The sequence below is a fragment of the Streptomyces sp. NPDC052236 genome (assembly GCF_044548015.1).
Taxonomy (GTDB): Bacteria; Actinomycetota; Actinomycetes; order Streptomycetales; family Streptomycetaceae; genus Streptomyces.
Genome location: NZ_JBIUBL010000008.1, coordinates 62,042 through 88,995, shown reverse-complemented (window position 1 = coordinate 88,995; position 26,954 = coordinate 62,042). Strand labels below are relative to the sequence as shown.

18 protein-coding genes are annotated in these 26,954 nt (G+C 69.5%); 9 read left to right on the top strand and 9 right to left on the bottom strand.

Annotated features, from left to right (window positions below):
* Window positions 1-99: 99 nt before the first annotated feature.
* Window positions 100-2,943 (bottom strand): glycoside hydrolase family 3 C-terminal domain-containing protein, encoded by a 2,844-nt coding sequence (locus ACIHCQ_RS15735; RefSeq protein ID WP_399662210.1) that lies wholly within the window; start codon window positions 2,941-2,943, stop codon window positions 100-102.
* Window positions 2,944-3,389: 446 nt separating this feature from the next.
* On the opposite strand from ACIHCQ_RS15735, the gene ACIHCQ_RS15730 reads away from it, so the two are divergent.
* From ACIHCQ_RS15730 to ACIHCQ_RS15705, 6 genes are all read left to right on the top strand, one after another.
* Window positions 3,390-5,057, top strand: coding sequence for a Tat pathway signal sequence domain protein (locus ACIHCQ_RS15730; RefSeq protein ID WP_399662208.1), 1,668 nt, complete (start codon window positions 3,390-3,392; stop codon window positions 5,055-5,057).
* Between the two features lie 5 nt (window positions 5,058-5,062).
* Complete coding sequence (locus ACIHCQ_RS15725) at window positions 5,063-6,136, top strand: ABC transporter permease (protein ID WP_399662207.1); 1,074 nt, start codon at window positions 5,063-5,065, stop codon at window positions 6,134-6,136.
* A complete protein-coding gene (locus ACIHCQ_RS15720; protein WP_399662205.1) occupies window positions 6,133-7,092 on the top strand; it encodes a carbohydrate ABC transporter permease in 960 nt (319 codons plus the stop codon). Before ACIHCQ_RS15725 ends, ACIHCQ_RS15720 begins: the two co-directional genes overlap by 4 nt.
* 109 nt (window positions 7,093-7,201) lie before the next feature.
* Entirely contained in the window at window positions 7,202-9,403 is a 2,202-nt protein-coding gene (locus ACIHCQ_RS15715; protein WP_399662203.1) for a WD40/YVTN/BNR-like repeat-containing protein, read from the top strand.
* A complete protein-coding gene (locus ACIHCQ_RS15710; RefSeq protein ID WP_399662201.1) occupies window positions 9,403-11,382 on the top strand; it encodes a beta-galactosidase in 1,980 nt (659 codons plus the stop codon). Before ACIHCQ_RS15715 ends, ACIHCQ_RS15710 begins: the two co-directional genes overlap by 1 nt.
* A 111-nt stretch (window positions 11,383-11,493) precedes the next feature.
* On the top strand, window positions 11,494-12,201 hold the full coding sequence (locus ACIHCQ_RS15705) for a hypothetical protein (protein WP_399662199.1): 708 nt from the start codon (window positions 11,494-11,496) through the stop codon (window positions 12,199-12,201).
* Between the two features lies 1 nt (window position 12,202).
* On the opposite strand, the gene ACIHCQ_RS15700 is transcribed toward ACIHCQ_RS15705, so the two are convergent.
* The 3 genes from ACIHCQ_RS15700 to ACIHCQ_RS15690 form a co-directional block, all read right to left on the bottom strand.
* Window positions 12,203-12,913 (bottom strand): hypothetical protein, encoded by a 711-nt coding sequence (locus ACIHCQ_RS15700; RefSeq protein ID WP_399662197.1) that lies wholly within the window; start codon window positions 12,911-12,913, stop codon window positions 12,203-12,205.
* Window positions 12,901-13,446, bottom strand: a complete 546-nt coding sequence (locus ACIHCQ_RS15695) for a SigE family RNA polymerase sigma factor (RefSeq protein WP_399662195.1) — start codon at window positions 13,444-13,446, stop codon at window positions 12,901-12,903. Before ACIHCQ_RS15695 ends, ACIHCQ_RS15700 begins: the two co-directional genes overlap by 13 nt.
* Before the next feature lie 78 nt (window positions 13,447-13,524).
* The gene (locus ACIHCQ_RS15690; protein WP_399662193.1) at window positions 13,525-14,532 is read right to left on the bottom strand and encodes a LacI family DNA-binding transcriptional regulator; all 1,008 of its coding nucleotides are present in this window, start codon (window positions 14,530-14,532) and stop codon (window positions 13,525-13,527) included.
* Window positions 14,533-14,767: 235 nt separating this feature from the next.
* Between ACIHCQ_RS15690 and ACIHCQ_RS15685 the strand changes: the two genes are divergently transcribed.
* The 3 genes from ACIHCQ_RS15685 to ACIHCQ_RS15675 all read left to right on the top strand — a co-directional run bounded on the left by ACIHCQ_RS15685 (window position 14,768) and on the right by ACIHCQ_RS15675 (window position 16,957).
* Window positions 14,768-15,175, top strand: coding sequence for a CoA-binding protein (locus ACIHCQ_RS15685; RefSeq protein WP_399662191.1), 408 nt, complete (start codon window positions 14,768-14,770; stop codon window positions 15,173-15,175).
* On the top strand, window positions 15,172-15,987 hold the full coding sequence (locus tag ACIHCQ_RS15680) for an aminoglycoside N(3)-acetyltransferase (protein ID WP_399662580.1): 816 nt from the start codon (window positions 15,172-15,174) through the stop codon (window positions 15,985-15,987). Before ACIHCQ_RS15685 ends, ACIHCQ_RS15680 begins: the two co-directional genes overlap by 4 nt.
* A gap of 106 nt (window positions 15,988-16,093) precedes the next feature.
* Window positions 16,094-16,957, top strand: a complete 864-nt coding sequence (locus ACIHCQ_RS15675; RefSeq protein WP_399662189.1) for an alpha/beta fold hydrolase — start codon at window positions 16,094-16,096, stop codon at window positions 16,955-16,957.
* 312 nt (window positions 16,958-17,269) lie between these two features.
* On the opposite strand, the gene fxsT is transcribed toward ACIHCQ_RS15675, so the two are convergent.
* The 5 genes from fxsT to ACIHCQ_RS15650 all read right to left on the bottom strand — a co-directional run bounded on the left by fxsT (window position 17,270) and on the right by ACIHCQ_RS15650 (window position 26,868).
* On the bottom strand, window positions 17,270-21,235 hold the full coding sequence (gene fxsT, locus ACIHCQ_RS15670) for an FxSxx-COOH system tetratricopeptide repeat protein (protein ID WP_399662187.1): 3,966 nt from the start codon (window positions 21,233-21,235) through the stop codon (window positions 17,270-17,272).
* Window positions 21,232-22,611: a TIR-like protein FxsC gene (locus ACIHCQ_RS15665; protein WP_399662185.1), complete on the bottom strand. Its 1,380-nt coding sequence runs from the start codon at window positions 22,609-22,611 to the stop codon at window positions 21,232-21,234. Before ACIHCQ_RS15665 ends, fxsT begins: the two co-directional genes overlap by 4 nt.
* Window positions 22,612-22,769: 158 nt before the next feature.
* Window positions 22,770-25,235 (bottom strand): FxsB family cyclophane-forming radical SAM/SPASM peptide maturase, encoded by a 2,466-nt coding sequence (locus tag ACIHCQ_RS15660; RefSeq protein ID WP_399662184.1) that lies wholly within the window; start codon window positions 25,233-25,235, stop codon window positions 22,770-22,772.
* Window positions 25,236-25,697: 462 nt separating this feature from the next.
* The gene (locus tag ACIHCQ_RS15655; protein WP_399662182.1) at window positions 25,698-26,252 is read right to left on the bottom strand and encodes a YbaK/EbsC family protein; all 555 of its coding nucleotides are present in this window, start codon (window positions 26,250-26,252) and stop codon (window positions 25,698-25,700) included.
* Between the two features lie 43 nt (window positions 26,253-26,295).
* Window positions 26,296-26,868, bottom strand: coding sequence for a helix-turn-helix domain-containing protein (locus tag ACIHCQ_RS15650; protein WP_399662180.1), 573 nt, complete (start codon window positions 26,866-26,868; stop codon window positions 26,296-26,298).
* Window positions 26,869-26,954: the final 86 nt, after the last annotated feature.

The following is a 26,954-nucleotide window of genomic DNA, read 5'->3' as shown; positions in this document are numbered from 1 at the left end:
CCCGGCAACTCAAGCCTCGCCGGCGAAAACCCAGCCTCGCCGGCGTTTGAGGCGCGGGGGTTCGGGGCGGAGCCCCCGACCAGGGCCCGAGGGCAAAGGTCAGCCCGAGAAACCGACCCGGGCCAGGCGCACCGCACCCCGCAAGGTGACCCGCAGGTCAGCGACGCCCGACGCGCGGATCGGCGCCTCGGCCGTCGCGTACTCGTATGGCCCTCCGGTCGCGGCGATGTCCACCGTGGCCAGCACCTCGCCCCCGTCCAGCGCCAGCTCGACCGTGCCCTCGCCCGCCGCCTCCACGGTGATCCGGGACGTGTGGTCGCCGAAGTCGCAGCTCCGGAAGACCAGCTCCCCCGCGGCATCACCCGCCGGAGTCACCGCGTCGCCCGAGACCTTCGTACGGTCCACGATCAGCGTCCCGCGCTGCTCGTCGTAGTCCGCCGCCGCGAGACCGCGGTCCCGCACCGGCCGGGGCGCCGCCGGCTCTCCCGCCAGCTCGATCCCGGCCACCAGCCGGATGTCCGCGCTGGACGCGCCCGCCAGGAGTTCGTGCGCGCCGGCCGGGACCGTCCAGCGGCCGTGCGCCACGTCCCAGTGGCCCAGTGTGGCTGCCGGAAGGGTGAACTCCACCCGCTCGGCACCGCGCGCCGCCAGCCGCAGCCGCCGGTGCGCGACGAGCTTGCGTACCGGCTGAGGAACCGGCTGAGGTACCGGCGAGCCGACCGCGCGCGTGTACAGCTGGGCGACCTCGTCCGCGTCCACCGAACCGGTGTTGGTGACTGTGAAGGCGACCCGTACGCTCTCGCCGTCCACCACCGCCGTCAGGTCCTCGTAGCGGAAGGACGAGTACGACAGGCCGTGGCCGAAGGGGTAGCGGGGCGTGCCCTCGTAGTAGAGGTACGTCTGGCGCGAGCCGATGATGTCGTAGTCGAACAGGTCGGGCAGGTCCGCGTCATCGGCGTACCACGTCTGCGGCAGCCGTCCCGCCGGGGACACGTCCCCGGCCAGGACACGGGCGAGGGCCCGGCCCGCCGCCTGGCCGCCGTGCGCGGTCCATGCCACGGCGGGCAGCTCCGTGTCGTCGATGGCGTACGGGTAGGCGGACACCAGCACCAGCGCGGTACGGGGGTTGGCCGCGAGGGCCGCCCGCCACAGCCTGTCCTGGTGCGGGGGCAGCGCCAGTGTGGTGCGGTCCTCGGTCTCGCGGCCGTTGATGTGCGGGTCGTTGCCCGCGACGACGATCACCACGTCGGCGGTCGCCGCGGCAGCCGCCACGGCGTCCTCGCCGCGCTCGGTGAATTCGATCCGGAAAAGTTCGCCTTCGTCGGCAACCTTCACGCCATCGGTGGCGACAGTGACATAGCGGCCTGTTCCGGTGTGCTTGAGGAGGTGGCCACCGTCGTGTTCTTCGAGGGTGAACGTCTCCTGGATGACCCAGCCGCCCGGCTGGTCCGCGGAGGCGCGGACAAAGCCGTCCTCGGCGACCGACAGATAGCGGCCGTCGGCGGCGCGCAGCGTCAGTACGCCGTCGCCCCAGTCGATGAGCCCGAAATCGTCCGGGTCGTCGCCGCAGGTCAGCGGTGCCAGGTCGGTGCGTCCGGCGAGCAGCGCCGGGTCCAGCGCGCCTTCGGTGCCACGCGCCGTACTGTCCGCTTCGGGAACCGCCACCGGCACCTGGAGCCAGCCGGCCGTGGCGCGCAGCCGGATACGGTCCACGCCCTCGGCGCAGACGACCTGGTCGGCGCCGAAGCGCGTCCGCAGCCCGTCCAGCGGGGTGGAGCGGTGCATGAGGGTGCCGCTGTACCAGTCGAGCTTGCACTCGTCGGCGAGGAGGCCGACGACGGCGATCCGCGCGCCGGGCGCGAGCGGCAGCAGCCCGTCGTTCTTGAGCAGCACCACGGCCTGTTCGGCGGCCTCCCCCGCGAGCGCGCGGTGGTACGGGGTGTCGAACCCTGTGGAGGCCTTGATTCCGGCGTACGGATCGAGCTCCGGGTCGAACTCGCCGAGCGCGAACCGCAGGGCGAGCAGTCGGCCTACGGCGGTGTCGATGTCGTCCTCGGCCAGCAGACCCTGGTCGAGGGCGCGGCGGATGCGGCCGGTCATCACCGAGGAGTCGGTGCCGTGGTCGGTGAAGCTGTCGACGCCCGCCTTGAGGGAGGCGGCCGTGGCCTCCTCGTGCGTGTCGAAATAGTGCTCCGAGTCGACCAGGTTGGAGGGCGCGCCCGCGTCGGAGCAGACGACCAGGGGGTGGTCGGTCCAGGACCTCAGCTGTTCGCCGAGATGGGGCGAGAGGTGGTTGGGGCGTCCGTTGACGAGGTTGTACGCGGGCATCACACCGGCCACGGCGCCCGCCTGGACCGCGCCGCGGAAGGCCGGCAGGTCGTACTCGTGCAGGACGCGCGGTCGCACGGAGGAGGACGCGGTGTCGCGGTCCGTCTCGTTGTTGTGCGCCAGCCAGTGTTTGAGTACGGGGGCCGTGCGCCAGTAGACGGGGTGGTCGCCGCGCAGTCCGCGGGTGTAGGCGGTGGCGATCGCGGAGGTGAGGTGCGGGTCCTCCGCGTACCCCTCTTCGCCGCGCCCCCACAGGGGGTGGCGGAGCAGGTTCACCGTGGGGGCCCAGACGTTGAGGCCGACCCGGTCGTCGCGGGCGCGCATGGCGCGTACTTCGGTGGACACCGCCTCGCCCACCTGGCGTACGAGGTCCTCGTTCCAGGTGGCGCCGAGGCCGACCGCCTGAGGGAAGACGGTCGCGGGGCCCATCCAGGCGACGCCGTGCAGAACTTCCTGGCCGGTGCGGAAGGCGTCGAGTCCCAGCCGTTCGACGGCGGGGGCGAACTGATGGAGCATCGCGATCCGCTCGTCGAGCGTGAGCCGCGCCAGCAGGTCGTCGACGCGTATGGCGAACGGCAACCGCGAGTCGCGGAAGGGGTACTGGTCCTCGGTCACGTACGGAGCCCCTCAAAGAGTATGAAGAGTGGGAAATCTGCTGGGAAGGTCGGAGCTTTGATCTTTCGAAGCGCTTCGATGCTCTGCGTCACCGGACCCGAGTGTCAAGACACAGCCCGGACACAATGGCCAAAGCCCATGTTCCGCCTGATGGCCGAAGGAGCCCCGAACAGCCCGGAATTAGCCACTCATCCGAGGAATCTTGAAATCGACTCTTGTGTGGCTGGAAGCGTTCACTTAACCTCACAGCAACATCGAAGCGCTTCAACATCCGCGAGGCCCCGGGAGCCGCCGGGACTGCCGCCTGCTCTCCAAGTCCGCTTCTGCTGTGCCCGTAATGCCGGTTTCCGCACGACCAGTTTCATCAACGCCAGTCTCATCTCAGACGCAGGAGCCGACCGACGGCTCCCGCCGTGTGTCCTGGCGCGCCACGAAGGGTTGACGCAATGACGCCGAACTCCCCCTCCGCACCCAGCCGGAGAAGCTTCCTCGCCTCCACGGCGGTCGCTACGGCCGCGGTAGCGGGCGGGATACCCCTGCTGGCCGCCTGCGGCGGCACGGACACCGCGAAGAAGGAGGGCACCACCTCCGAGAAGGACGCGAAGAAGCTCCTTCCCACCTTTGTGGCGCAGAACGTGGTGACACCGGACATTCCGTCGAAGAACGGCTCCTCGTCCGGCTTCACGGGCAAGCTCGACCTGGCGACGCTGAAGTCGGCTGTCCCCGAGAAACTCGGCAAGGGCAACACCGTCCGGATCATGTCTCCGTTCTGGGGCGCGCCGCCGAAGAGCGACAACCCGTACTACAAGGCGATGGACGAGGTCATCGGCGCGAAGATCCAGTGGCAGAACCAGGACGGCAACACCTATGACGAGAAGCTGGGCGCGGTCCTCGCCTCCAGCGACATCCCGGACATGGTGGTCGTCCCCGGCTGGAACATGGGCGGCAAGATACCCAGCGCGATCATCAACAAGTTCGCCGACCTGGGCCCGTACCTCTCCGGTGACAAGATCAAGGCCTACCCGAACCTCGCCGCCATCCCGACCGACGCGTGGAGCCGCTCGGTCTTCGGCGGCAAGCTGATGGGCCTGCCGATGCCCTCCGCGTACACACCCAACATCGTGCCGTACTACCGCAAGGACATCTTCGAGGCGAAGGGCTACCAGCTGCCGAAGACGGCGGACGAGTGGCTGGCACTGGCCAAGGAGATCACCAACGCCAAGGCCAAGATCTGGGCCTGCGACGACCTCAAGTGGACCGCGTTCAACATGTTCGGCTGCCTGGGCGGCGGCGAGAAGCCGCTCGGCTGGAACCTCGTCGACGGCAAGCTGATCTACCGCGTCGAGACCACCGAGTACCTGGAAGCACTGGAGTGGACGCGCAAGCTGTACGCGGCCAATGTGGTCCACCCGGACGCCAAGGCGAGCACGCAGACCGACCCCGCCACCCGCTTCGCCTCCGGTCAGACGCTCTTCTACAACCAGGACATCTCGCAGTGGTACGGCCGCACGGTCGAACAGGCCGCGCAGAACCCTGACTTCGAGATCGGCGGGATGGACATCTTCGACCACGCCGGCGGAGACCCCACCCTGTGGGCCGGATCCCCCGCCGGCATCTGGTCGTTCATCAGCAAGAAGGCCTCCAAGGCCGTGATCCTTGACGCCCTGGCCGCGGCCAATGCCGCCGCGTCCCCGTACGGCACCAAGGAGTACATGCTCACCAAATACGGGGTCGAGGGCACGCACTACACCCTCAAGGACGGCGCGCCGGTCAAGAACGACAAGGGCAACACCGAGGTCCTCAACGCCTACGAGATGCTGGCCAGCCCCGCCTCGACCATCGCGCACCCCGATGTCCCCGACGTCGCCAAGCTCCAGGTCGAGTGGCAGCAGCGGATGGGCGCCTTCACCAAGAAGACCTCCTTCTACGGGATGCAGATCACCGAGCCCGCCAAGTGGACCAACCTCTCGAACGACTTCGAGCAGTTGGAGGACGACGTCGTCCGCGGCCGGAAGAAGATCAGCGACATGCAGCAGGCAGTCTCGGACTGGAAGAGCAAGGGCGGCGACCAGTTGCGCGACTGGTACATGAAGCTGCTCGACGGCAAGGAGTAGAGAGCGTGTCGCACCACACGGTGCCGGACGCCGCGACGAGCCAGGCCGGCGACGGCCCGGCTCGCTCGGCGGAAGACTCCCCACCCGCACCGCCCACCCGGTCGAAAGCCGCCCGGTCGAAAGCCGCCCGCGCCAAGGCCGGGCAGCCCGCGAAGGTCCCGTTCCGGCGCCAGCTGCGGCAGGACCGGACGCTGATCCTGATGACCTTGCCGGCAGTGCTGCTGGTCCTGGTCTTCAACTACATCCCCATCCTCGGCAACATCGTCGCCTTCCAGGAGTACGACCCGTACATCAGCGAGAACGGCATCACGGCGATCCTGCACAGCCCCTGGGTCGGCCTGGAGCAGTTCAACCGGATCTTCGAGGACTCGGCCTTCTGGAGCGCGGTCCAGAACACCCTGGTCCTCTTCCTGCTCCAACTCGTCCTGTTCTTCCCCATCCCGATCCTGCTCGCGCTGCTCATCAACAGCGTGGTCCGTCCTCGCGTCCGGGCCGTCTCCCAGGCGATCCTGTACCTGCCACACTTCTTCTCCTGGGTGCTGGTCATCACCGTCTTCCAGCAGATCTTCGGCGGCGCGGGCATCATCGCGCAGACCCTGAGGGAACACGGCCACGAGGGCTTCGACATCATGACCGACCCGGGAATCTTCAAGTTCCTGGTGACGGCCGAAGGCGTCTGGAAGGACGCCGGCTGGGGCATCATCGTCTTCCTCGCGGCGCTGGCCTCCGTCAGCCCCGACCTCTACGAGGCCTCCTCGATGGACGGAGCCGGACGATGGCGCCGCATGTGGCACGTCACACTGCCCGCCCTGCGCCCGGTGATCGCGCTGCTGCTGGTGTTGCGCGTCGGTGACGCGCTCACCGTCGGCTTCGAACAAATCCTGCTGCAACGTGACTCGGTGGGTCCCGGCGCATCAGAAGTCCTCGACACCTATGTGTGGTGGAACGGTGTACGCAACCAGGACTTCAGCTACGCGGCGGCAGCCGGTCTGATCAAGGGGGTGGTGGGCCTCGGGCTTGTACTCGCCGCGAACAAGGTGGCCCACCTCATGGGAGAGCAGGGGGTGTACAAGAAATGAGCACCGCGACCGAACAGCAACCCGACCAGCATTCCGTACCGCGGGTGCCCACTCCCAGCCGATGGGCGGCACCGCCCCGGCCGGTCTGGGAGGAGAAGCCGAATCCCGCCGGACTGGCCTCCAAGGGGCTGGTCCTGGGCATCGCCTGCTTCGCGATCCTCTTCCCGCTGTGGATCGTGATCGTCACCAGCGTCTCCTCCAAGCAGACCATCACCGAGGCGGGCGGCCTGGTGGTGATCCCCAAGGGCATCACCTTCGTCGCCTACCAGGAGCTCCTGAGCGGCGGCCAGGTCACCCGCGCGACACTCGTCAGTCTTGGTGTGGCCCTGGTCGGCACGCTGTTCTCGATGACGGTGTCCGTCCTCTGCGCGTACGGGCTCTCCCGGTCCGGCTCCCTCGGGCACCGCGGGATGCTGATGACCCTGCTCGCGACGATGTTCTTCGGTGCCGGTCTGATTCCCACCTATCTGCTGGTGCAGACGCTGGGGCTGACCGACACCTATCTCGCGCTGATCCTGCCCAGCGCGATCAGTGTCTTCAACATCCTGGTGCTGCGCGGGTTCTTCATGAACATCTCGCAGGAACTTGTCGACAGTGCCCGGATCGACGGCGCCGGAGACTTCCGGATCCTCTGGCAGATCGTCATGCCGCTCTCGCGCGCCGTCATCGCGGTGATCACGCTCTTCTACGCCGTGGGCTACTGGAGCGCCTGGTTCAACGCGTCGCTGTATCTGACCGACCAGGACATGATGCCGCTGCAGAACGTCATGATCCAGCTCGTCCAGAAGCAGCAGCCCCCCGTCGGCATGGGGCAGGCCATCAAGACCGGCCAGCTGTCGGCGCTGGCCGTCCAGATGGCGGTCATGGTGCTGGCGCTTCTGCCGGTGGCCTTCCTCTCCCCCTTCGTCCAGAAGCACTTCAAGAAGGGCATGCTCACGGGCGCGGTCAAGGGCTGAGCCGCCCCCCAAGCGACCCGTGCCACCCGTGCCACCCGTGCATGCCCCCGACCGAGCGGCGCGCCCCTCCCCGTAACGACCGGCCTCTCCCCACAGGAGCGATTCCGTCATGCCTTACGAAGCCCTGCGCAAGCCCAGTCGCCGGACCCTGCTCGCCGGTGCCACAGCCGCCGCGGCGATCAGCGCGCTGCCGCTCACGTCCGCCCGCGCGCACGCCGCCGGGGCGGCCGAGGATGCCGAAGATGCGGAAGCCGCCCAGGCGTACCGCTGGCGCACCGCCGCCATCGGCGGCACCGGGTTCATCACCGGGGTCCTGTTCCACCCCCAGGTGAAGGGGCTCGCCTACGCCCGTACCGACATCGGCGGCGCCTACCGCTGGGATGCCTCGACCGCGCGCTGGGTGGCACTGACGGACCATCTCGGGTGGGACGACTGGAATCTGCTGGGCGTCGAGGCCATCGCGCTCGACCCGTCCAACTCCTCCCGCGTCTACCTCGCGCTCGGCACGTACTCGCAGTCCTGGTCGGGCAACGGAGCGGTCCTGCGCTCCGACGACCGGGGCGCGACCTGGACCAGGACCGATCTGACCGTGAAGCTCGGCGCGAACGAGGACGGCCGCGGCAGCGGTGAACGTCTGCTGGTCGACCCGCGCAACAGCGCCACCGTGTGGCTCGGCACCCGTCATGACGGGCTGCTGAAGTCCACGGACCGTGGCGCGAGCTGGGCGCCCGCCACCGACTTCCCCGCGCAGGCGTCCGCGACCGGCCAGGGCGTCACCTTCCTCGCCGCCGCGGGCCGGGTGCTCTACGCGGGCTGGGGCGACGGTGACGGCGCGCTCTACCGAACCACGGCGTCCGGCGGCTGGGAGGCCGTGCCCGGCCGCCCCTCCGGCGACGCCGCGAAGGTGCCGATCCGTGCCGCGTACGACGCGGGTACCCGCGAGCTCTATGTCACGTACGCCAACACCCCCGGGCCCAACAACCAGACCGCGGGTTCGGTCCACCGGCTGAACACCGTGACCGGCGCCTGGACCGCCGTGACCCCGCAGACGGGGGCCTTCGGCTACGGCGGGGTCGCCGTCGACGCGCGCCGGCCCGGCACCGTCGTCGTCTCCACCAACAACCGCTGGTCCGAGGTCGACACCCTCTTCCGCTCCACCGACAGCGGCCGTTCCTGGACCTCCCTCAAGGACACCGCGGTCCTCGACGTCGCCGAGACCCCGTACCTGAAGTGGGGCGGCACACCGAAGTTCGGCTGGTGGATCCAGGCGCTGGCCATCGACCCGTACGACTCACGCCATATCGTCTTCGGCACCGGCGCGACCCTCTACGCCACCCGCGACCTGGTCCGCTGGGCCCCGCAGATCCGGGGCCTGGAGGAGAGCGCCGTACGCCAGTTGATCTCACCGCCCGCCGGTGGGGCCCCGCTGCTGAGCGGTCTCGGCGACATCGGGGTCATGTACCACGAGTCGCTGACCGCCTCCCCGTCGCGGGGCATGGCCGCGAACCCGGTCTTCGGCTCCGCGACCGGTCTCGCCCTGGCCGCCGCGAACCCCTCGTACGTCGTACGGACGGGCTGGGGCGACAACGGCAACGGCGCGTCGTCGACGGACGGGGGCCGCAGCTGGCAGCCGTTCGCCGCGCAGCCCGCCATCGCCTCCTCCGCGCCGGGACCGATCGCGGTGAGCGCCGACGGCCGCACGCTGCTCTGGTCGTTCGTGCACTGGGACGGTACGAGATACGCGGCGCACCGCTCCACCGACAACGGCGCCACCTGGACGGAGGTGGCCACCTTCCCCAAGGGCGCGACGCCGCTGGCCGACCCGGTCGACTCCGCGCGGTTCTACGCGTACGACACGGACGCCGGAACGGTGTACGTGTCCACCAACTCGGGCGCGACCTTCACCGCGCGGGCCACACAACTGCCGCCCGGGGACGTGCAGTTCAAGCTGGCAGCCGCCCCCGGGCGCACCGGGGACATCTGGCTCTCGGCGAAGTGGAACGGTCTGTTCAGGTCGCGGGACGGTGGCCTCACCTTCAGCAAGGTGCCGTCCTGCTGGGCCTCGTACACCCTGGGCTTCGGCATGGCGGCGCCCGGCGCCGCGTACCCCGCCGTCTTCCAGGTCGGCTCGACCGAGACGATCACCGCCGTCTACCGCTCGGACGACGAGGGCGCGAGCTGGACCCGGATCAATGACGACGCCCACCAGTGGGGCTGGACGGGTGAAGTGATCACCGGCGACCCGCGGATCCACGGCCGGGTGTACCTCGGTACGAACGGACGCGGCGTCCAGTACGGGGACATAGCCTGATGCCGTCCCTCAACGACGCCGTCACGGCCGGAGGGGACCGCCGGATCCTCTTCGGCTGCGACTACAACCCCGAACAGTGGCCGGAAGAGGTGTGGCACGAGGACGTACGGCTGATGCGGGGCGCCGGCGTCAACTCGGTCACCCTCGGGGTGTTCTCCTGGGCGTCGCTCGAACCGCGCCCGGGGGCCCGGGAGTTCGGCTGGCTCGACCGGCTGATGGACCTGATGCACGACAACGGCATCGGTGTGGTGCTGGCCACGCCGACCGCCTCTCCCCCGCCTTGGATGGGCGCCCGCCACCCCGAGACACTGCCGCGCGACGAGAACGGCGCCATCGTCTGGTACGGCTCGCGCCAGCAGTTCTGCCCCTCGTCGCCGGTCTACCGGGGCTACGCCGCGGCGATCAGCGAGGACCTGGCGGCGCGCTACGGGAACCACCCGGCGCTGACGATGTGGCACATCAACAACGAGTACTGCACGCACTGCTGGTGCGATGGGACCGCCCTTCACTTCCGGCGCTGGCTGCGTGAGCGCCACGGCTCCCTGGACGCACTCAACGAGTCCTGGGGCACCGCCTTCTGGAGCCAGCGCTACGACGACTGGGACGAGATCCTCCCGCCGCGCCGCGCGCAGTACATGAAGAACCCGGGCCAGAGCCTGGACTTCCGGCGCTTCACCTCCGACGCGCTGCTGGAGTGCTACATCGCCGAGCGCGACATCGTGGCCCGGCACTCCCCGCACCTGCCGGTCACCACCAACTTCATGCCGTTCTGGACCGGCCAGGACGCCTGGAAGTGGGCCCGGGAGGAGGATGTCGTCTCCGTCGACATCTATCCGGACCCGCACGATCCACTCGGCGGACAGCATGGCGCGCTGATCCAGGACATGACCCGCTCCCAGGCGCGCGGCCCGTGGATGCTGATGGAGCAGGCGGCCGGGCCCGTCAACTGGCGCGGCGTCAATCATGCCAAGCCGCGCGGTCTGAACCGGCTGTGGTCACTGCAGGCGGTGGCGCGCGGCGCGGACGCCGTCTGCTACTTCCAGTGGCGCCAGTCCCGGCAGGGGAGCGAGAAGTTCCACTCCGGGATGGTCTCGCACGCCGGTGAGCAGGGCCGTACCTTCCAGGAGATCAAGCGGATCGGCGCGGAACTCGCGCTGCTCGGCGAGGCCGTGGCGGGCACGGACGTACCCGCCGATGTGGTGGTGCTGCACGACTGGGACTCCTGGTGGGCCGACCAGCAGGACGGCCGGCTCTCCTCGGAGGTCCAGTACCCCGAAGTGGTACGGGCCTGGCACCGGGCGCTGTGGGAGGCCAACCTCACCACCCGGTTCGCCCACCCCGAGAGCGATCTGAGCGACGCCCGGATGGTGGTGATCCCGCATCTGTATCTGCTCACCGACGCGGCGGTCGCCGGCCTGATCGCGTACGCGCGCGCCGGAGGCACCGTCGTCTGCGGGTTCCTGACGGGCATCGCCGACCAGGACGACCGGGTGCGCCCCGGCGGAATGGACGCGCGGCTGCGGGAGCTGTTCGGGATCCGCACGGTCCACGAGTGGTGGCCGCTGGACGCCGGGGCCGTGGTGGAGTGCGACGGCTTCCGCGGCACGCTGTGGTCCGAGGAGCTGGAGGCGGACGCGGTGCACACCGTCTCCGCGTACAAGGGCGGGGAGCTCGACGGGCTGCCCGCCGTCCTGCGCAACGGCCGTGCCTGGTACCTCTCCACGCTTCCGGAGCCCACCGCGCTGCGTGAGCTGCTGGAGGACGTGGCCGGCGAGGCCGGCGTACAGCCGGTGCTCGACGCGCTGCCCACCGGGGTCGAGGCGGTGCGCCGGGGCGAGCTGCTGTTCCTGCTCAACCATGGCCGCGAGCCGGTCGGCGTGCCGGTGCCCGGCAGCCATCACGAGCTGCTGACCGGTGTCCGTACGGAGTCGGTGGTGGAGCTCGACCGCTATGGCGTGGCCGTGCTCCGCACCCTGTAGTACCACCCCCACATTCCTGCGCCGGTGGCTTCGGCGACCGGCGAGGACCGCGCCCTCACCCCGGGTGCGCGGTAGCTCCCCCCACCGCATGAACCATGGAAAGGGACAACCATGGCACGTCGTACTCTCGGGCGGCTCCTGCTCGCCCCGGCCGTCGCCTTCGCCGCGCTGGTCGGTTTCGCCGCCGCCCCCGCCCAGGCCGCCGTTTGGTCCTCCTCGGACCAGTGGGGCAACTACAACACCTCCGACGGCTACACGCTCTACAACAACATCTGGGGCTCTGGCCCCGGTCCCCAGACCATCTGGGCCAACTCCTCCAGCAACTGGGGTGTCTGGGCCAACCACCCCAACACCGGCGGCATCAAGTCGTACCCCAACGCCAAGAAGGTCGTCGGCAAGAAGATCTCGGCACTGTCGTCGCTCACCAGCGCGTACAACGTCTCCGTGCCGTCGGGCGGCGCGTACAACACCTCGTACGACATCTGGGACACCGGCTACGACAACGAGATCATGCTGTGGGTCAACTACAACGGCGCTGTGGGGCCGCTCGGCAGCTCGGTCGGCACGGTGTCGCTCGGCGGGCACACCTGGAACGTGTACGTCGGCAGCAACGGCGCCAACAACGTGTACTCGTTCCTGCGCACCTCCGACTCATCATCGGGCACGGTCAACATCCTGCCGGTCCTCAAGTGGCTCAAGGACACCAAGAAGTACATCGGTGATCTGACCATCGGCGATGTGCAGTTCGGCTACGAGATCACCTCGTCGTCGGGCGGCCTGAACTTCAACACCAACAGCTTCAATGTGAAGTCCGGCTGACCTACTGGGACGTTGCCGGGGCGAAGCCGCCGCTCACCGTGGCGGCTTCGCCTCCGGCGGCGCGCCCGGTGGCGGTGTAGGTGTCGCCCTCGGCCTCCCGGCCGCCCTCCGCGTGGTTGTACTGGCCCGCGAAGGTGTGGCGCCCCGCCGGGACTGTTCTGCCGCTCTTGAGCGTCCAGCGGTAGACGAACACGCCGCCTTCCTCGCGTACGGAGACGGTGAAGTCCTCGGCGGGGCGCGTCGACCAGCTGCCGGTCGGGTCGAGTCCGCCGGTCTGCGCGACGCGCAGCTCGACCGTGAGCGAGGAGAGCCGCTGCTCACTGCGGACGGCCACCTCGCTCTGCGCCCAGTAGGGGTTGGACTCCGGATCGATGGAACCCTCGCCCTGGAGGTAGTCGGCCGGCCCGGGGCTCACGGGCGGCACGACGGCCGTCTGACCGCGCCCGTCGTCGTCCTGTGCGACGGAGGTCACCGCATAGCCGCCGACCGCCAGGATCCCGGCGACGGCGGCGCTCGCGCCCGCGACGCGCAGCCATGGCCCCGTACCGGCGAGCCGGAGCCGCCCATACCCGCGTGGGCGGCGGCGCGGCGCGCCCGCGGGCGGGGACATGCCCTGCTGGACGCGTGCGAGGATCCGTTCCCGGTCCGGGCGGTGCGCGTCGGCACTTTCGCGCAGCTCTCGTCGCAGTTGCCGTGTCGTCAGATCGTCCATCGGGGCCTCCCTCCCACCAGTTCCGTAGTAGTCGACGTGCCCAGCAGCCGCTGCAGTTCCGCCGTGGCCTTCGATGTCTGGCTCTTCACCGTACCGACCGAGATTCCCAGCGCGAGCGCGGTATCGCGTTCCGAGAGGTCGAAGGCGTGCCGCAGCACGACACAGGCGCGTTTGCGGAACGGCAGCCGCCGCAGCGCCTCGCGCACATCGATCACGACCGGTATGTCGGGGCCGTCCGTCCGCTCCGAGGACTGGGACCAGAAGAGGGCGATACGACGGCGCTCCCGCACCGCGCTGCGGATCCGGCTGCGCGCCATGTTCGCGACGACTCCGCGCACATAGGCGGCCGGGTGGTCGGCGGCGCGCACCCGGTCCCAGTGGTGCCAGACGGCGACCAGCGCGTCCGCCGCCAGGTCGTCGGCGCCATCGGTGTCGCCGGTCAGCAGATAGGCGAGGCGGGCGAGTTCGGCGTAGTGGCGCTCGAAGAACTCGTGGAACTCCGCACCACACGACTCGTCGGCGACTGTGCCCACGTGCGGCCTCCCTGACTCGTCCCCCGCCAGATGCGTGCGCTCCGGTGGCGCGCGGAGCGAGAGCTTAACAAGGCTTCGTCAAATCGGCGCCGGTCCCGAGCTGGCCCTGACCGTCAGCTCGGGTTCCAGCAGCTGCACTTCCGGCCGTCCACGGCCTTCCAGCTTGGCGACGATCCGCTCCACGGTACGCCGTCCCATCTCCTGTGCGGGGATCGCGACGGATGTGAGGCGTACGGACGCCTGAGTGGCGACCTGATCCGGACAGATCGCGACGACCGACACGTCCTCGGGGACGGCCCGGCCCTGCTGCCGGAGCAGGTTGAGCAGCGGTTCCACGGCGGCCTCGTTCTGGACGATGAACCCGGTGGTGCCGGGGCGCTCGTCGAAGATCCGGGCGAGGGTGCCGGCCATCGCGGGGTAACCGCCCAGGCAGGGCCGGTGGAGCGCCCGTACGCCCAGCTCACGCGCCCGTGACCGTACGCCGCTCAGCGTGCGCTCGGCGAAGCCGGTGTGGCGCTCGTACACGCCGGGGGCCTCGCCGATCACGGCGAGTTCGCGGTGTCCGAGGTTGGCCAGATACTCCACGCACAGCGCGCCGGTGGCGGTGAAGTCGAGATCGACGCAGGTGAGGTCGGTGGGGTCGCCGGGCAGTCCGATGAGCGCGACCGGCCGCTCGGCGCCGCGGACCAGCGGCAGGCGTTCGTCGTCCAGTTCCACGTCCATCAGGATCATGGCGTCCGCGAGCGCGCTGCCCTCGATGCGGCGCACGGCCGCCGGGCCCTCCTCGCCGGTGAGCAGGAGAATGTCGTATCCGTGCGCACGGGCGGCGGTGGCGACGGCGATGGCGATCTCCATCATCACCGGTACGTACATATCGGTACGGAGCGGCATCATGAGCGCGATGATGTTGGTCTTGCTGCTCGCCAGCGCGCGGGCGCCCGCGTTGGGGTGGTAGCCGAGATCATCGATGGAACGCTCGACCCGCTCGCGGGTGGAGGCGGAGATGGACCGTTTGCCACTGAGGACATAGCTCACTGTGCTGGCCGAGACTCCGGCATGCTTGGCGACCTCGGCAAGGGTGACCATTCAGCTCTCCATGACATTGGCATGCTGTTGCTGGTGAAGCGCTTCGACGCTGCATCGCCGACCCTAGACGGCCGCTGTAGGGGTGTCCATAGATTCATCGAAGCGCTTCGACACGCGTGAGCACACACAGTCATCGGGCGGGGCTCATTCGCCGGAATCGCCGGAGGCGGCCGCCGGTTGCACGGACACTGGGCTACCGACGGATTCACTGTCGCACTATCGCAGGAGGCAGGCCATGTACGGCGATCCGGCAACCATCCGCAAGATCCTGACCGCGACGGGCGACACCTGGGCGGTGGTCGGCCTGTCCAACAACCGGGCGCGCGCCGCGTACGGCGTCGCCCAGGTCCTCCAGCGCTTCGGCAAACGCATCGTACCCGTGCACCCCAAGGCCGAGACGGTCCATGGCGAGCAGGGTTACGCCTCCCTCGCCGACCTTCCGTTCAAGGTGGACGTGGTCGATGTCTTCGTCAATTCCAACCTCGCGGGCGCGGTCGCGGACGAGGCCGTGGCGATCGGCGCGCAGGCGGTCTGGTTCCAGCTGAGGGTGATCGACGAGGCGGCGTACGAGCGAACCCGCGCGGCGGGTCTCGACATGGTCATGGACCGCTGCCCGGCGATCGAGATCCCCCGGCTGGGCTGAGGGTCTTGAGCGCGATCCACAACGAAGAGCAGCTGGCCGCGCAGCTGTCCGGGCTGGGCGTCGAGCCCGGCGGCGTCCTCATGGTGCACGCGTCGCTGCACGCGGTGGGCCCGGTGGAGGACGGCCCCGGGGCGGTCGTACGCGCGGTGCGCCGGACGCTGGGGCCACGGGGCACGCTGGTGGTGCCCGCCTTCACCCCGGAGAACTCCGACACCTCCGCCGCCTACCGGGACCGGGTGCGCGGTCTGGGCGAGGAGGAGCGGGCGGCCGTACGGGCGGGCATGGCGCCCTTCGACCGGGCGAGCACGCCCGCGCCCCTGATGGGCGCGTTCGCGGAGACGGTCCGACTGGCCCCGGGCGCGCTGCGCAGCAGCCATCCGCAGACGTCGTTCGCGGCGCTCGGCCCGCGCGCCGGGCGGATCGTCGCGGACCACAGCCCCGACTGCCATCTGGGCGAACGCTCCCCGCTGGCCCGGCTGTACGAGCTGGGGGCCCAGGTGCTGCTGCTGGGTACGGGGTTCGACCGCTGTACCGCGTTCCATCTCGGCGAGTACCGGGTGGCGGGGCCGCCCCGACGCCTCTACCGGTGTGTGGTGTCCGCGAACGGCGGGCGACGGTGGTGGGAGTACGAGGACGTGGACCTGGACGACAGCGACTTCGGGGCCATGGGGGCGGACTTCGAGCGTGCCGCGAGTGGGGGGGCCGTGCGGACGGGCTTCGTAGGCCGGGCGGACAGCAGGCTGATCGGGCTCGCCGACGCCGTCGATTTCGCGCGACACTGGTTGCCTGTCCACCGGTCGGAGCGGAGCTGACCGGCGTGATCCCGTAGCGCAATCGGATTGCGTGGGTATATGTACGACGCACGCGCATGGGCTCATACTTGCCGCGTATCGGGGGCGCACTGGGGGGAGGCACCAGTTGGGGCAGCTGATTCGCACCGAGGACGGTCGCAGCCTGGCCGTGGAGCTACGCGGGAACCCGCGCGGGAGACCGGTCTTCCTGCTGCACGGCACACCAGGCAGCCGGCTGGGACCGGCTCCGCGCGGTGCGGTGCTGTACCGGCTGGGGGTGCACCTGATCACCTTCGACCGTCCCGGGTACGGCGCTTCGGACCGATTACCGGGACGGTCGGTGGCGAGCGCCGCGGCCGATGTCGAGGCCATCGCCAATGAGCTGGGGTTCAAGGAGTTCGCCGTCGTCGGACGGTCCGGCGGCGCGCCGCACGCGCTCGCCTGCGCCGCGCTGCTGCCGGAGCGCGCGGTGCGGACGGCGGCGCTCGTGGGGCTCGCGCCCCGGGACGCGCAGGGCCTCGACTGGTTCGAGGGCATGACGGAGTCCAATGTCCGCGAGTACGTCAACGCGGCGGCCGGGCACCACCAGCTGTCCGCCGCGCTGGAGTTCCGTACGGTGACGATCCGGGCCGATCCGAGGGCCTCGGTGGCCGCGATGCGGCACGGACTGCCCGCGTCGGACCGCGAGATCGTCGCCGACTCGGGCATCCGGGCCATGCTGGTGCGCAACTTCGCCGAGGGCCTGCGCAGTTCGGCCGCGGGCTGGATCGACGATGTCATGGCGTTCTCGTCCGCCTGGCAGTTCCGGCCCGAGGACATCGCCGCGCCGGTGCTGCTCTGGCACGGCGAGGACGATGTCTTCGCCCCTGTGCAGCACACCCGGTGGCTGGCGGAGAGGATTCCGGGCGCGCGGCTGGTGGTGGAGCGCGGGGCGGCGCACTTCGGGGCTCTGCAGGTGCTCACCCGCGTACTGAAGTGGGCCACTTCGTGAGCCGCCCGGCGCGCCAGCGGTACCCGCGCCTGCCCCAGTCCCGCCGCAGGCGGGCCCTGCGGGCTCCGGTGCGTGCCATGGCAAGGCGGTGGGGGTTCCTTCGGCTTCGCTCGGGGCCCCAGTGGGAGCTGGGGAGCGCGCGCCAGGCGTCGCGGGGCTGAGCCCCCGGACGAAGTTCCAGCGGTAGATCACCCTCGTACCGATGGTGGCACTCCCCCGGCTTCACCCGGGGGAGGTAACCGGGGAGCGCGTCCCAGGCGTCGCGGGGCCGGGGGTCCTCCCCCTGGCTTCGCCGGGGCACCCGAACACGCCCTAGACCGGCTGTGGTTCGAGGTCCCGGTTGACCCGCCGCCACGCACGCGCCGCCTCGGTGATCGTGTGCTCGACGCCCAGTTGCTCGGTGGCCAGCTCCAGTACCTCGGAGCGCAGTTGCTGTGCCTCCTGATCCCGGTCGGCGGCGCGCAGAGTGATCGCCAGGTTGTTCCGGCAGGCCAGCACATCGGGGTGCGCAGGCCCGTACCGCTGCGACAGGCCCTCCAGCGCGGCGCGTTCCCACAGCTCCGCCCGGTCGTGCTGGCCGAGGTCGCCGTAGGAGTTGGCGAGGTTGATCGCGGCGCACAGGGTGAAGGGGTGGCGCGGGCCCAGTGCGCGTTCCAGCGCCGTACGCACCTGTTCGCCCGCTTCCGCCGCCCGCGCCGCGCCGCCGAGCGTGCGCTGGTAGATGGCCACATTGTTGCGGCAGGCGAGTGTGAAGGGGTGGTCCTCGCCCAGTGTTTCCCGGTATCCGTCCAGGATCTGGCGGGCGAGGTCCAGGGCCGCCTGTTTGTCGCCGACCGCCGAGTAGTCGGCGGCCAGGTTGAGACCGCAGGCCAGCGCGTCGGGCACCTTGGTGCCGTACCGCTCCCGGTAGCGGTTGTACGTCTCCTCGGTGATGCGCTTCGCCTCGTGCGGGTGCCCTTCCTTGCGCAGCGAGACAGCGAGGCTTTTCGCGGTGCGCAGCACCTCGGGGACGTCGGCGTTCAGCACCCGCTCGAACGCGGCGACCACTTCCCGCAGGACCTGCACCGAGGACTGGTACTCGCCGATTTCCCGCAGGTCACGGGCGAGATGGCCCTTCGTCGTCAGGGTGAACGGGTGGTCCTCGCCCAGCAGTGCGCTGCGGCGCTCCACCGTCTCCTCGTCCAGCCGGCGCGCGCGCTCGCTGTCGCCGGTGAGCCTGTAGTCGATGGCGAGGTTGTTGGCCGCCATCAGGGTGCGCGGATGGTTCTCGCCGAAGATCTGGCGAAATCCGTCGTAGATCCGCAGGTCCCGCTCCAGCGCCTCGTCGAACTTCCCCAGCGCCCGCAGGTCGGCTGCCAGGCTGCCGGTGGTGATCAGAATATTGGGGTGGCCTTCATGAAGGACGTGGATCTGCCGGGCGAGTGTGTCCTCGTCCATGTCGCGGGCTTCTTGGTATTTGCCCTGCGCGCGCAGCGCGTTGGCCAGTTCGAAGCGGATGTTCAGGGTCTGGAGATCGTTTTCACCCAGCTCGCTGGTCCAGGCCTCGTTCAGCTGCGAGCCCAGGCGCCGCGCGTTCTCCAGTTCCCCGCGCTTGAGCAGAAAGCGGGTCCGGTCGACCATCAACTGCCGTACGTTCTCCTCGTCGCAGTCCGCGATGCCCGAGGCGGCGAGGTGCGGCCAGATCAGCTCGAAACTGGGCCAGCTCTTCGGGTCGTTCACCGGGTTGTCGCTGTCCACGTCCTCCCTGGGCCGGGCTTCGGCCAGTACGCGGTGCACTTCGTGCATCGCCTTGTCCTGCTCCTGAGGCGAGAGGCCCGCCCGCACCGCCGCCTGTACGAGCCGGTGGACCTGGATGGAGCTGTCCGCCGGGTCCACCTTGGCCAGCGCGAACCGGTTCAGCGTCTGGATGACCTTGCCCAGCATGTATCTTTCGCGCAGGTCGGGATCGTAGGGCAGGAGCGACTGGAACATGGCGTCGCTGCCGATCAGCCGCATCGAAATCGGCTCGGCGGAGAAGAACGAGCACAGCTCCAGCAGCCGCACCGCCGCACGGGACTCCTTGCGCAGCCGCGCGATGGAGAGGTTCCAGGTGGCGCCGATCTGCGTCGCGTAGTCCTCGGGCTTGCCGAGGGAGAGGACCTTGGTGGACTGCTCCTTCAGCTGCTCCACATAGGCGTCCACGGGAGTGGCCGTCTCGGCGAGCCAGGCGGCGGCCACCTCCACCGCGAGCGGGAGGTCGCCCACGGCCTCCGCGACCCGGTCGGCGTCCCGGGTGGGCAGTTTCGCCACCCTGTGGCGCAGATGCTCGACGCTCTCCGGGCGGGTGAAGACCTCCACCTCCATCGATTCCAGCCGCGTCGACATCGGCTTGTTGCGGCAGGTGACCAGGACATGGCCGTAGATGCCGTTGGAAATGGGGGCGGTGTCTCCGGGCAGCAGTTTCAGCGCCCGGTCGAGATCCTCCGCATTGTCGAAGATCAGCAGCCAGCGGGAGTACGGTGTGCCGCTCCGCAGCGCCTGGAGCGCCGCCCTGGCCGCCTCGCGCGACTCATCGCCCGCTCGCAGATCCAGCCGCGCGGCCAGCTCCGCCAGTGACGAGACCACCCGGTCGGGCTGTTCCGCCTCCACCCACCACACCAGGTCGTAGTCGGCCCGGAACCGGTGCGCGTACTCCCGGGCCACTTGCGTCTTGCCGACGCCGCCGAGCCCGTACAGGACTTGGGGGAAGCGCTGGGCGGAGCGGGGGTCGCCGCGCAGCTGGTCGCGCAGTCGGTCCAGTACGGGAGCGCGGCCGGTGAACCAGGCATGGCGCGGCCGTACGTTCCACACCCTGGGGACGCCGCCGGGGTAGCGCACGCCACCGGCCGCGGCGGTCGGCGGCAGCGAGGCGGCGTTCTCGCCCCGGTCCAGCGCGGACAGCAGCGCGTTGACCGCCTCGGTCTCGTCCAGCCGTACCAGGTCGACGATTCCGCGGCTGGTCATGGGCAGGCTGAGGCGCACATCGGCGACGCGTACGGGGACCAGCTGACGCCGGGAGCCGATGGAGTCGAAACTCATGAACGACTCCCAGAGGTTTCCGGCCCGCTGGGAGGAGAGGAAGGCCTGTGAGACGACGGGCAGCACCCGGTATGCCCCGCCCGAGGCGAATTCCCGCTCCGCACTGGAGGGATCGGCCGCGCGGACGTCCACCGGCACCACATGTACTCCGGTGCGGGTGAGTACCGCTGTCAGCCAGTCCGCCCACATCCGGTCCTCGGACACATAGGGCAGCACCACATTGGAGGGCGGGACCGGCCGTCGTCGCGTATAGGACGCCACATGGGTGAGCCGTTCCACCTCGTCTATCGGCGGCAGCGTGGAGATCCTGCCGTCGGTGAGTACGGAGGTGAGGCGTTCGCAGGCGGTGAGCATCGAGCTGGAGACATTGGGAGCGTCTCCGAACGTCGCAAGAATCTCCTCATAGGCGTAGAACGGCCGGTAGGGGATCTCGACAGAGCCCCAGTAATTGGCCAGTTCGTCACCGCTGAGACCGGCCGGAAGACCGGAGAAACTCTCCCTTGCCAGTGCGCGTCCGGCGTCGGCCTTCTCCTTTTCGCCGTCGTCTATCCGCATCGGCACCGGAAGAATGCGGATGCGCTTGTCGTCATAACGGTCGGAGATGTCCCGGGCCACGGAGGACGCGCCATCGATGGACTGGTCGCTGAGTGTGAAGCAGACCACCAGGACCTGCGGCATCTGGACGGTACAGATATCGGCGATGTCGCTGAGCCCGGTTCTGCTGTCGATCAGGGTGTAGTCGTAATGGCGGCGCATGTCCGCGCGCATCGCGTCGAAGAACTGGCCGCCGCCGAAGCGCTCGTAGAAATCGTCCCAGTCCATCCTTCCGACCGTCGAGGAATAGTCGCGGTTGCGTCGGCCGGCGGAGAGGAAGTCCAGGCTGCCGCTGCGCGGAAATGCCCAGTCGATGGATGTCGCGTGCGGCCTGACCCGCGCGTAATCACGGTGCCAGTCGGGTTCGCGCTCGGCGGGACGCCGCACCTCCTCCTGGTATTCGGTGATCAGATTGATCAGCCCGGGAGTGGCCTCCAGGACGGAGAGATCGAGAAACGGGTGGAAGAACCGGTGCAGCCCCGGCGCTTCCAGGTCCCAGTCGACGGCGAGTACCCGGCAGCCGTTCGCCGCCAGAATCCAGGCCACGTTGGCCAGCGCCATGGTGCGGCCCGTGCCGCCTTTGTACGAGTAGAAGGTGACGATGGTCCCTTTGCGGTCCTCTGTCATGAAAACCCCTCCCCGTTGTCGGCGTTGTCGGCGTTGTCCTTTGCCTGCTCCTTTGCCTGCTTCGCTGCCCGCTCCGCCGCCTGTTCCGTGTCACGAGCGGTGGACGCGGAAATGCCGGCGCCGTAGCCGACCCCCGACGGAAGCACCCGTGGCATCGGCCCGCTGGGGCCTTGCGGCGGAAAGGTCTGCGCATGAGCCGCGAAGTGCTTGCCCGCCGCCTTCACGGCGCCCGGCAGCTCCTGGCTGAACGCCTCCAGGGTGGGCAGACCGCCGCTGGGCGAGCGGTAGCCGCCGTCCTCTTCCCGTCGCGGGGCCAGGGACTCCTCGGTGGCCGTGCGTAACTCGTCCTCCCGCACCCGGCACTCGGGGTCCTCGCGGTTCCAGGGGATCATGACGCTGATCCACGGCCGGTTCTCGGCGCACAGCCGCCGCACCAGCTCCCGGCGGTGCGGGGCGTCGAGGGCCCAGCGGTCCAGCAGCAGCAGTCCCGGCGCGCGCGGCGAACCCGGGGCCAGCAGGCGTTCGGCCTCGGCCTCGAACTCGGCAACGCGCACCCGGTAATCCAGGTTCCGGACGAGATCGACGGCATGGTCGGCGATCGGCCTGGACGATTTCGGATGGTACGGATTCCAGTCGCGCGGGCGCGGGCCGTAGCAGTCGGGGCCGCGGTCCTCCGGCAGATCGGACCCGGAGCAGGCGAGCACCGAGACCTCCATCTCCCGCGCGGGTCCCGGCGGACCGAAGGCGCTGGGCATCGCCCCGTAGTCCTGGTGGGGGTCGCCCGCGGAGATCCGGGTCTGCTCCGCGACGTTCACGATGCGCTTCGCCAGCAGATAGACGGCGCGCTCGTACTGGTCGCGCAGGTATCTGAGCTTGATCAGCCCATAGAAGCCCTCGTCGGCGTAGTCGTCGCCGAAGGCGGCGTGGTTGAACTGGAGGCGCTCGGCGGGCTGCGGGAGCTGCTTGGCCGCTACGGGAACCCACAGTGCCGGTACGATCCCGCTCCCCGAGGAGCCGTTGGAGTGCGCGTGATGGTGCGCGGCGCGCGTGGAGAAGACAAACCATTCCCGGCCGCACTGCTCACTGAGGAAATAGCGCGGCGAATAGAGCGGCACAAAGACCCGGCAGGACGCGAGCGCCTCCGAAAGCCGCTCCTGCCAGCCCTCCCCCGGCTGCATCTGCTGGTCCATGAAACCGGCGGGCACCCCGGCCGGAAGCGAGGTCAGTTGGAGTACATGAGCGCATAAGTCTCGATAAAACCGCTCCACCCAGACGTTCGGGTCTTTGTCCTTGGGGTGATTCTTCGGTGTATGCGCATAACTGAGAAAGAAGTACGGTTCCGACCCATCTCTCCCTGCCCCCGCGTCTCCCAGCACTACATCTCCCCCGGTCCATGTGAATGGAGCCTCAGTGTAGGAAACGTCAATTACCGAGCGGAACAGCGCGAACACGCCTGCCGTGTCCTGATTGGACGATCACACGGAACGATCACACGGAACGATCACAGGAAATCGATCACATGCGTCGGCGGGGCTCAGGTGAGCGGATTACGGGTCAGCCAGTCGGCCCGGTGGCTGTCGGCGGCCCGACGGGCCTCGGCCAGTGCCGCCGCCGAGACCGTTTCCGCCGACCACGCGTGGGTTGTGCTCGCCATCCCGGCCACGAAACGCTCGCCCAAGGGTGTCAGCGCGCCGGATCCGGCCAGCACCTCGACCGCCTCGCAGGTCTGCTGTCGCCACCGGGCGAACTGCGCCTCCGCCGTCCGCGCCGCCGCCGCTCCCTGTGCCGCCGCTCCCTGTGCCGCTTCGCCCTCGGCCGTGAGCCGCCGTACGCGCCAGAAGTCCGTCACCGCGATATGCGCGTACGTCCCCTGGATCAGGCCCGCCAGCGGCCTGGGGTCGGGGCGCCAGGGCGCGTAGAACCTCCGGCTGTCCGCCGGGTCGTACAGGTCGTGGCTGTCCAGTACCGCCCCCAGCTTCACATGCTGGAACTCATGGACGATCAGCAGCGCGAGCAGGTCGGGCGTCAGGGGCCGGGCCGCCGCCACCGCCCCGAAGGCCTCCTTGGAAGCGGCGCTGACCTCGCTGCCCTCCGGGGCGTGCAGTGGCGTCAGGACGCGAAGACCGGCGGCCACGCCCGGCGCGTACTGGGGCAGTTCACGCTGGATCAGCGACCATGCCTCGGTCAGGTCCTCCGCCCACATCTTGGCCTCACCGGCGGACAGGCGCCGCGTCACCGGCCACTGGTGGGCGTCGCGCAGCGGGTCGGTGTCCTCCAGCGCCACGGTCCAGCCCGGCATTTCGGCGAGCCTGACGGGCTGCCAGTGCGGGGTGAGGCCGTCCACGCCTTCGTACCGGCCGAATCGCAGGGTCCGGCCCGCGGCCGTGACCGTGAAGCCGTCAGCGTCCGCGGTCACGTCGGCGTGGCCGGCGTCGGGGGTCAGCGTGACCGCGCCGAGGCCCGGCAGCCGCAGCAGCCCGTCGCGCAGCGGGACGCGGACAGAACCGCCGTGGCGCGCCCGCAGCGCGCCGGCGGCGGCGAGCTCGGCCAGGCCGCCCGTGACGGTCGCCGGGGCGCGGCCTTCCAGGACGCGCAGCGCCCATGGCCGCGTGTACGGGTGGGCGACCACCGCGTCCACCGCGTCGGGGGCGTCCTGGTCGAGTTCGGTCAGCAGCTCCCAGGCCGCGGCGGCCACCTTGTCGGTGCGCGGGGCGCGCTCACTCACGGCCGCCAGGAGTGCGCGGTCCAGGTCGAGTTGGGCTGCGGCCAGCCGCGCCACGGTCTCCGTACTGCCGAAACCCCTGGCCAGCTCGTCGAGTTCGGCCAGTTCGGCGGGCTCGGCGTTCTGGCCGGTCAGCTGGAAGCCTGTCGGGCGCGGCCGGGCAGCGGCTTCCTGGTCGCGGATATTCATGATCAGTTCCCTCAGGTCCGGGCAGAAGACGGAGGGGTTGTCGAATCCGTTGGCGGTCCGGTAGCGGTGGGCGTAGAGACCGCCGCCGCAGGAGGTGACCACGGGGCAGGCGCGGCACTGCTCACTCAGCTGCTCGATCCCCTGCTGGCGGGCGAGCATTCCGGGGTGCTGGACGACCTCGTCCAGGGTGTTGGCGAAGACATCCATGCCGGTGACGGGCGCGCCGTCGAACGCGGTCTTGAGGCTGTCGGCCTGTTCGAAGGTGCCGTCGGTCTCGATGACCACCAGGTCCGCGGGCGCCAGGCCCAGCGACTCGGTCAGGCTGCTCTCGCCGCGCAGCGTGCGCAGTACGGAGTCGAAGAGCCGCACCGGGACGGGCCGCCCCGCACGGTCCCAGCGCCGGTAGACGGCGTCGAGCCAGTCCGCGTAGGGCGTCGCCGACTCACCCGGCCGGGGTGGTGGTACGTCCCAGGTGGCATGCGGCAGAAGAAAGTCGATGCGCGGCGGATCGAGGGCGACCAGCGCGTCGTACACGGCGACGGGGTCATTCTCCACGTCGATCGTACACAGCAGTCCCGCGAATAACTTCCGGTATTCAGGCCGCTGAAGCAGCTCCACCGCCCGCAGCACCTGCGGATGACTGCTGCGGCCGTCGGCATAACGGCGATGCCGGTCATTGGAAGCCTTGTCGCCGTCGAGCGACACGCCGACCTTGATATTCATCTCGGCAAAGAGGTCACAGAATTTACTGTCGAGCAGTACGCCATTGGTGTGAATGCGCAGATCGAGCGCGCATACGCCGTCCAGCGCCCCGTACAGCGCTTCGGCAACCTTGCGTAACCGTACCCGCCCGGCAAGCAATGGTTCGCCCCCGTGCAGCACCACATGGACCGCGGAAAGCCGGTGCCCGGCGGCATGTTCGGCGATCCGCTCCGCCGCTTTTTCCATGGCCTTCTCGGGCATTACCCTGGGCCGACCACGCCAACTGGTGTCCGCGTGCTCATAGACGTAGCAGTGATCACAGGCGAGATCACATCGACTATGGACCTTGAGTACAAATTGGCTCAGCGATGGCAGTGGCCGGTCCATGGCTCGTATCCGTCCGTCCAGTCCTCAGTCAGTCACTCAGACCGACGACTGAAAGGCCGCGACGACCAACGGACTCGGCCCTTCACTGGCCGACAGCAGTCTGCTGACCGGGGCCGGAAGATCTCCACCACGCCGGTGGGCCTCGGCTTGTTTGGCCAGCGGCACCCGGTGGGTAGCCTGGCGGACGGGTGTGGACCCGGGCCTGCCGACCGCGGAGACGAGAGCAGTGTCCATTGGAGCGCCTTTCGATACGGTGACTCATGGCACGCGGGGCGCACGCCATGACATCTAGTGCGATCTAGTGTGGATAAATCCAAGCGATTCGGACATATCGTCCACGGCGTGCGCCTCCCAGCGCAAACGAGGAAACGGGCGCAAAGGTTCTGCTTCCGTATGCTCAGGCACTCCTTCGAGCGACGACATGCCCGGTAGTTATGTCAGAGCATTCTGCCGCCGAGGTGCTCAAATGCCCAGTCCTTCCAGCACTTCGGCGCCCGGCAGCTGGGCGAACGCCTTGCCCGGAACCATCAGTTTCCCGCGGCGCCGGCCGCTGCCGATCAGGACCCACTCGGTATCGACCACGGTGGAGTCGACCAGCAGCGGCCAATCGGCGGGCAGCCCGATGGGCGTAATGCCGCCATACTCCATTCCGGTTTCCCCGGTCGCGGTGTCCATGGAGGCGAACGAAGCCTTGCGGGCGCCCAGCTGTTTGCGCACCACGCCGTTCACATTGACGCGCGTGGCCGAGCGGACGACGCACGCGGCGAGCGTCGATTCGCCGCCGCGCTTGCCCGCGACGACCACGCAGTTCGCCGAGACGTCGAGCATCTCCTGCCCGTAGTGCTCCACGAAGACGGCGGTGTCCGCGATCTCCGGGTCGGTGTCCACGTAGATCAGCTGTTCGGCGGGGACGTCACCGCGCCAGGCGCGGACAGCCTCTGCGACCGGCGCGGTGAGCAGGCCGAGGCAGTCCACGGCGGGCCGGGCATCGTTGAAGTTACCGATTGGTGCGCGCACGTGCGCCAGGCTAACAGCCCGTGCTGGAGCCTCGGTTGGGGGATCAGCGTACGGGCGGGATGGAGACCGCCATCGTCAGTTCGACCACACTCTCGCCGTCGTTGCGGTAGGCGTGCGGGACATTCGCCTCGAAGGTGGCGGAGGTCCCGGCCGGTACGGGGTGGGGCTCGCCGTCGACAACGAGCGTGAGTTCGCCCGCGGTGACATGGAGCAGCTCGACCGTGCCCTCCGGATGCGGGTCGGAGGCACTGCCGTCGCCGGGCATCAGCCGCCAGGCCCACAGTTCGAGGGGCCCGCGCTTCTCGGTGCCGACCAGCAGGGTGGTGTAGCTGCCGGTGGAGGTGGACCACATCCGTACGGCCTGCTCCGGCGGTACGAGGCGGACCTGCGGGCCCTGTTCGTAGTCCAGGAGCGTGGTGATGGAGACGCCGAGCGCGTCGGCGAGCTTCACGGTGGTGCCGACGCTCGGGTTCGTACGCGCCTGCTCGATCTGGATGATCATGCCGCGGCTGACCCCGGCGCGGGCGGCGAGAGCGTCCAGCGTGAGCCCCCGCTCGCCGCGCCAGCGCTTGAGGTTGCGGGCGAGCGACTGCGTGAGCTGATCGAGGTCCGTCACATTCCGTCCAATATCTTCAATGACAAAGTTCAATAGAGTGCACTACGGTGCGATGTACCCACCCGTTCACCACACCGTACTGCGAG

What these genes read in the sequence shown, in the direction of transcription:
- ACIHCQ_RS15730 (WP_399662208.1), top strand. Translation starts at nt 3,390, where the DNA reads ATGACGCCGAACTCCCCCTCCGCACCCAGCCGGAGAAGCTTCCTCGCC.
- ACIHCQ_RS15700 (WP_399662197.1), bottom strand. Translation starts at nt 12,913, where the DNA reads ATGGACGATCTGACGACACGGCAACTGCGACGAGAGCTGCGCGAAAGT.
- ACIHCQ_RS15715 (WP_399662203.1), top strand. Translation starts at nt 7,202, where the DNA reads ATGCCTTACGAAGCCCTGCGCAAGCCCAGTCGCCGGACCCTGCTCGCC.
- ACIHCQ_RS15720 (WP_399662205.1), top strand. Translation starts at nt 6,133, where the DNA reads ATGAGCACCGCGACCGAACAGCAACCCGACCAGCATTCCGTACCGCGG.
- fxsT (WP_399662187.1), bottom strand. Translation starts at nt 21,235, where the DNA reads ATGACAGAGGACCGCAAAGGGACCATCGTCACCTTCTACTCGTACAAA.
- ACIHCQ_RS15710 (WP_399662201.1), top strand. Translation starts at nt 9,403, where the DNA reads ATGCCGTCCCTCAACGACGCCGTCACGGCCGGAGGGGACCGCCGGATC.
- ACIHCQ_RS15690 (WP_399662193.1), bottom strand. Translation starts at nt 14,532, where the DNA reads ATGGTCACCCTTGCCGAGGTCGCCAAGCATGCCGGAGTCTCGGCCAGC.
- ACIHCQ_RS15685 (WP_399662191.1), top strand. Translation starts at nt 14,768, where the DNA reads ATGTACGGCGATCCGGCAACCATCCGCAAGATCCTGACCGCGACGGGC.
- ACIHCQ_RS15705 (WP_399662199.1), top strand. Translation starts at nt 11,494, where the DNA reads ATGGCACGTCGTACTCTCGGGCGGCTCCTGCTCGCCCCGGCCGTCGCC.
- ACIHCQ_RS15660 (WP_399662184.1), bottom strand. Translation starts at nt 25,235, where the DNA reads ATGGACCGGCCACTGCCATCGCTGAGCCAATTTGTACTCAAGGTCCAT.